Origin of the sequence: thiotrophic endosymbiont of Bathymodiolus puteoserpentis (Logatchev), assembly GCF_900127505.1 — a bacterium.
Lineage (GTDB): Bacteria > Pseudomonadota > Gammaproteobacteria > PS1 > Pseudothioglobaceae > Thiodubiliella.
Map to the genome: position 1 here is coordinate 37,735 of NZ_UEXF01000069.1, position 6,465 is coordinate 44,199.

Consider the following 6,465-nt stretch of genomic DNA (forward strand, 5'->3'; position numbering starts at 1 on the left):
GCCAGTCATGATAAAAATATTCACGACTCAAAAACCTTAAATGTTGCCATAAGCCATGCTAATAGCAACAGAAACAAACCCATCAAACAAGCGGTATGCGACCGAGGCTATGTTGGTGCAAAGGTAGTGCTCGGTGCAAACATCATTTTGCCTAAAAAAGCCCTTAAGCGAGACAATCGTTATCAACAAGACAAAAAGCGCAAACTGTGTAAAAGACGCGCAGCGATTGAGCCGATTATCGGACATCTTAAATCAGATTTTAGACTCTCTAGAAACCTACTCAAAGGGCAAGTTGGTGATGAGATTAATGTTTTAATGGCTGCCTGTGCTTGGAATTTGAGAAAATGGCTGGTGATAGCCACTATTTTTTTGTTTTGGCAAAAACTGGGCTTATTTTTTGTAAAATACCTAAGGTTTTTTGTGGTGCTGGATAAAAAGCAGTTTTGTTGATTTAGATGGTTGGCAAAATGGGGGGTTTTGGTTTGGTTGGAATGAGTTTTTAAGGGGCGACTAAATAATAATTTTAACGGGGAAATAATGAATAAAAAAATATTAGGCTTAGATTTGGGTAGTAATTCCATTGGTTGGGCATTGATGAATGAAGCAGATGATGAAGTAAATCAGATTATTGATTTAGGTTCGCGTATTTTTAACAAGGCAGTGGAGGAAAAAGTACCCACACCTAAAAATCAAAAACGCCGAGATATGAGGCTAGGGCGAAGGGTTTTACAACGCCGAGCAAGGCGTAAGCAAAGAATGGCTCATTATTTAATCTCACTTGATTTATTGCCTCAGGAATTAAGTAACAATTTTGGACAAGAAAAATTACTTAATGAGTTAGGTGACCCTTATGAGCTTCGCACTAAAGGCTTAGATGAACAATTAAAAGCACACGAATTCGGCAGAGTACTTTTGCATTTTGTCGCAAGACGAGGCTTTTTATCCAGTAAAAAACAAATAGCAGGGGATTTGGTGGATGACCCCGATACACAAACTTATTTATCAACACTTGATAGCAGACAAACCAGAGGCGAAGAAGGGCAATTTAAAGCGGACATTGCACAAGTTTATCAAGCGATTGAGGATAATAACGCTAGAACTTTAGGTGAGTATTTATTTAATCTTGAAGTTGGGAAGGTTAAACGCAATCGCTCACATGATGGTGGGCATTTGCGCACTGACAGAGCAATGTATAAAGATGAACTGTGCAAAATTTGGAAAAAACAACAAGTATATTTTGATTTGCCAGATGAATTTATTAGTGAAGTAAAAAAAATTATTTTCTATCAACGCCCTTTAAAACTTAGAAAAGATAGGGTGGGTAAATGCTCATTAGAGTCAAAACATTATCGTGCTAATACTGCAAGGCTAGAAGTGCAAAAGTTTAGATACCTACAAGATGTGAATAACTTAGAATATTTTGAGCGTCACAGTGAACAGTGGCTTAAATTAAGTGATGAGCAAAAAGACAAATTAAAAATTTATTTTGAGTATCATCCTGAAATTGCAATAACTGCATTAAAGAACGAATTAGGTTTAGATAAACCTACCAAAATAAATTTAGAGAAAAAAAATTTAAAAGGCAATATTACTGCTTGTGAAATTCGTGATGTCATTGGCAATAGTTGGGATGAATACTCAAACAAAGAACAAATCCAATTATTTGAAGATTTATTTACTATTAAGAAAAAATCTTCACTTAAGGCAAGGCTAATCACTCATTGGGATTTTGACAAACAAACTGCAGTTAAACTCTGTTTGATTGAGTTTGAACCAAGCCATTCAAATCACTCTTTAAAAGCAATTAAGGCGTTGTTGCCATTTTTAGAGCAAGGTTTGCGTTATGACCAAGCTAGAGTTGAGGCGGGTTATGGCTATGAACAAAAAGAGGTTGAAGTGCAAAACAACTTACCTGCTCCACCAGAAACTTCCAATCCAATTGTAAACAAAGGTTTGCACGAATTACGCCGTGTGGTTAATGCCGTTATCAAACAATATGGCAAGCCTGACATTGTGCGTATTGAAATGGCGCGTGATTTGGAAATGAATACCACGCGCTATAAAGAAAACCAAAAGAGACAAAAAGACAATCAACAAGCCAATGAAAGGGCAACCAAGGCATTTATAGAAGAAACAGGCGAAAAATATCCTTCTCATGATGAAAAAATCCGTTATCGCTTATGGGAAGACCAATCTTACAGGTGTGCTTATAGTGGTCATACAATTGCATTGGGGCAAGTTTTCTCAGCAGACTGCGAAATTGACCATATATTGCCATTTAAAAAATCGCTTGATGATAGTTATATGAATAAAGTCTTATGCTTTGAAAAAGAAAATCAAAATAAAGCAGATAAAACACCAATTGATGCATGGGGTGGCGATAATAATAAATGGAATCAAATCACACAAGCTATTAGTCGTTGGGATAAATCTTTAAAATCAAAAATCAGTCGTTTTTATATGAGAGAAAATGACTTGGAACGAGGCTTTATTTCATCCCAACTCAACGATACGCGCTACATCTCACGCCTTGCACAGAATTATATGCGTGAATTAGGTTGTGATGTTAATGTCACCAAAGGCTTTGTGGTTAGCCAAATTCGTCATCAATGGGGCTTTAATAATTTAATTGGTGAAACTGATAAAAAAGAGCGTACCGATCATCGGCATCATGCTATTGATGCAGTTGTGATTGCTAGCACTTCTAGAAGTTTATATCAACAAGCCGTTAATCAAATTGAACGCAACAAGTTAAAAATTCCTCAACCCTATAACGATATTTTGCAAGAATTAGGTGAAAAATTAAAGCATATGATTGTATCGCACACACCACAATGCAAATTATCAGGTGGTTTGCATGAAGAGACTGGCGCTGGATATATTGCCAAACATGGTGGTTTGGTTTATCGTAAAACACTGAATCCAAAATTTAGCATTCAAAATGCCGAGAAGATTGTTGATGAACAAGTTAAAAATATTGTTCTAGAGCATATTAACAAGCACACAAATAGCGAAGAAGCATTTAATGAGGAAAATTTAAAAACCTTAAAATTGGGCAAAAACCCTATTAAACGGGTAAGAGTTTTGCAGTCAAAAATAAACACGACTAAAAATAAAACGGCAGAAGATATTTTGCAACAAAGTAAATTTGGTGTTAAAGACAAATCAGGTAAGATTTTTAAATATATGTCGTATGGCAATACTCACCATGTGGAAATTATTCAACACAAAAAAACTGGCAAAGTTAAAGGTGAGTTTGTAACAATGATGGAAGCACATAAAAGGGCGATGACTGGCACAAAATACGCACAAAAAAGAGAAGTAGTGCGAGAACCTATGATTAAAACTAATTATGGCGATGATTGGCAATTTTTAATGGCGTTACATATTAACGATACAGTAAGTATAGAAAAAGACAATGGTGAAAGAATATTTTATAGAGTACAAAGGTTAGGTGGAGGTTACGATATTACCCTTAGGTTAAATATTGCATCAACTATTAGTGATAAGAAGCAGTGCTTACCTCTAATGACAAAGGGTATTATTGAAAACAATCTAATCAAGCACAAGGTTAACGCTATTGGCGGTTTAATCGATGATTAAACGCATTGTTGAGGTATCAAATCCTAGTTATTTACACCTCAAGAACAAGCAACTATTTATTGAACAAAATCATAAAGTAGTGGCGCAGGTGCCAATAGAGGATATCGGGGTATTAATTTTAGAGCATAGTGCCATTAATATTACTCAGCCCTTAATTATTGAATGCCAAAAGAACAACACGGCTATTATTTTTTGCGATGAAAAGCACCTGCCATATTCCACTATTTTACCAATTTCTGAGGGTAATAATCTACATCAAAAAATCCTCAAGCAACAAATCAATATCACTGAGCCAGTGCGTAAAAACCTATGGAAACAAGTTATCCAGCAAAAAATCACCAATCAAGCCAATACGCTCAAACAGTTTGATAAATCTTTTATGCGTTTAGAGAAATTAGCAAATGAAGTTAAATCAGGTGATAGTACAAATTGTGAGGGTTTAGCAGCACAATATTATTGGAAGGCTTTATTTGGTAAAGGTTTTGTGCGTGACCAAAATGCAGAGGGTGTAAACTCTGTGCTAAATTACGGTTATTCCATTATTCGAGCAATGATTGCTAGAAGTATTGTAGCAAGTGGGCTACACCCTGCTATTGGCTTATTTCATCATAATCAGTATAACGGCTTGTGTTTGGCGGACGATTTAATGGAGCCGTTTCGCCCTTGGGTAGATAGCATAGTCTATAAATTATATCAAGAGAATGCAAATATCAATATCACCAAAGAAGTCAAAATTCCTTTTTTAAATTTAATTAGCGAAAATGTTAAATTCAAAAATAAGCAAATGCCACTAATGATATCTGTGCATTATTTAATGGCAGATTTAAAACGCAATTTTGCCAAAGAAAGTAAACGACTGGTCTATCCAAAAAAATAATGTTTGGAGGTTTGCAAACTATGTGGACAATAGTTTTGTTTGATTTACCGACAGATGGCATTGAAATGAAAAGGGACTATCGCTATTTTCGTAAATTCTTACTTGAAAATGGCTTCACCATGATGCAATATTCAGTATATATGCGCCATTCTAGTAGCGAAGAAAATGCTCAAGTACACATTAATCGAGTTAAAGTCCACTTACCATCAGACGGCGAAGTGCGTATTATCAAAATAACTGATAAACAATTTGGACGGATTGAGGTTTTTTACGGAAAAAAACGCCGACCTATCGAAAAAGCACCAGAACAATTATCATTTTTTTGACTAGAAAAAATGATAAAAGTCTGATATTAAAGCATTTTAGACAAGGTGATTGTAACTGACTATCGCCTAAATGCAAATCACAACTATATAAAATTGAATAATTCTATTATCATTGTAACTGACTATCGCCTAAATGCAAATCACAACAATCGCGAGTAAGCTAGGAATTGGTGTTAATTGTAACTGACTATCGCCTAAATGCAAATCACAACTGATAGCCAGTGGTTGTCGTTTCCGTTTGCATTGTAACTGACTATCGCCTAAATGCAAATCACAACCTTCAAGTGCTTATACTCGATACTGGCACAATTGTAACTGACTATCGCCTAAATGCAAATCACAACTTGTCAATCGATAAATGATAAAAGGCATCTTATTGTAACTGACTATCGCCTAAATGCAAATCACAACTGTTTTTGACTATTTTTGATTTTTGCAATTGTAACTGACTATCGCCTAAATGCAAATCACAACTTAATTTGAAGTCTAGCGGCAGGAGGTTTATTATAACTGACTATCGCCTAAATGCAAATCACAACTCACACACCATTGGCAACCATGATTATGCTATTGTAACTGACTATCGCCTAAATGCAAATCACAACCACTGTGGTGAATATGGCGATTTGACTCGGATTGTAACTGACTATCGCCTAAATGCAAATCACAACTGTCGTATATCTCTTTTAGCCCTTTGTTCAATTGTAACTGACTATCGCCTAAATGCAAATCACAACTAGTCTTTCTTAACTTTCCTTTTACGAATGATTGTAACTGACTATCGCCTAAATGCAAATCACAACTATTTTTGCCAGATACCCCATTATTTCATATTGTAACTGACTATCGCCTAAATGCAAATCACAACTGAATTGGGTACACTCTGCCGTCGAACAAGATTGTAACTGACTATCGCCTAAATGCAAATCACAACATAAAGCTCTTGCTGATGTTTATGGTTCTGATTGTAACTGACTATCGCCTAAATGCAAATCACAACTATAAAACAGTTATCTCACCGAACACCAACATTGTAACTGACTATCGCCTAAATGCAAATCACAACGACAATATACGCACACAAGCAAACACTGTTGATTGTAACTGACTATCGCCTAAATGCAAATCACAACATGGTATCTTCGACACATTCTAACTACGGGATTGTAACTGACTATCGCCTAAATGCAAATCACAACCATAAGAGCATACTGCTTTCTCAATGGTTGATTGTAACTGACTATCGCCTAAATGCAAATCACAACAAACATGCCTGTAAGACGCGATGTAAACGATTGTAACTGACTATCGCCTAAATGCAAATCACAGCGACAATATATCCCCAAGCTCAGTATCTCTATTGTAACTGACTATCGCCTAAATGCAAATCACAACTAAGTGGTCTTTGTGCGTCCTAATGATTAAATTGTAACTGACTATCGCCTAAATGCAAATCACAACTCTTGGTCTTTGATAAAATATTGCTGCTCTATTGTAACTGACTATCGCCTAAATGCAAATCACAACTACGCTAATATCAGACGAGCACTTAAGCACATTGTAACTGACTATCGCCTAAATGCAAATCACAACTAATAATAGGGGGAGGGGGGTGTTAAAAGGATTGTAACTGACTATCGCCTAAATGCAAATCACAAC

At 35.8% G+C, this 6,465-nt stretch carries 4 protein-coding genes and 1 CRISPR repeat array; all 4 genes read left to right on the top strand.

Annotated features, from left to right (window positions below):
* The coding region (locus tag BHECKSOX2_RS08065) for a transposase (RefSeq protein ID WP_139682054.1) at positions 1 to 450 on the top strand (450 nt) is incomplete at its 5' end.
* A gap of 87 nt (positions 451 to 537) precedes the next feature.
* On the top strand, positions 538 to 3,603 hold the full coding sequence (cas9, locus tag BHECKSOX2_RS08070) for a type II CRISPR RNA-guided endonuclease Cas9 (RefSeq protein WP_139683165.1): 3,066 nt from the start codon (positions 538 to 540) through the stop codon (positions 3,601 to 3,603).
* Positions 3,596 to 4,480: a type II CRISPR-associated endonuclease Cas1 gene (gene cas1 / locus BHECKSOX2_RS08075; RefSeq protein ID WP_139683166.1), complete on the top strand. Its 885-nt coding sequence runs from the start codon at positions 3,596 to 3,598 to the stop codon at positions 4,478 to 4,480. The genes cas9 and cas1 overlap by 8 nt, the downstream gene beginning before the upstream one ends.
* Positions 4,481 to 4,500: 20 nt before the next feature.
* Positions 4,501 to 4,806 carry a CRISPR-associated endonuclease Cas2 gene (gene cas2, locus BHECKSOX2_RS08080; protein WP_139683167.1) on the top strand — a complete coding sequence of 102 codons (306 nt, stop codon included), beginning with the start codon at positions 4,501 to 4,503 and terminating at the stop codon, positions 4,804 to 4,806.
* A 48-nt stretch (positions 4,807 to 4,854) separates the two neighbouring features.
* A CRISPR array of direct repeats spans positions 4,855 to 6,465; the repeat unit is 36 nt; unit sequence ATTGTAACTGACTATCGCCTAAATGCAAATCACAAC.

Bases quoted from the DNA above. Each gene is read 5' to 3' on its own strand.
- cas9 (WP_139683165.1), top strand. From the start codon at position 538: ATGAATAAAAAAATATTAGGCTTAGATTTGGGTAGTAATTCCATTGGT.
- cas1 (WP_139683166.1), top strand. From the start codon at position 3,596: ATGATTAAACGCATTGTTGAGGTATCAAATCCTAGTTATTTACACCTC.
- cas2 (WP_139683167.1), top strand. From the start codon at position 4,501: ATGTGGACAATAGTTTTGTTTGATTTACCGACAGATGGCATTGAAATG.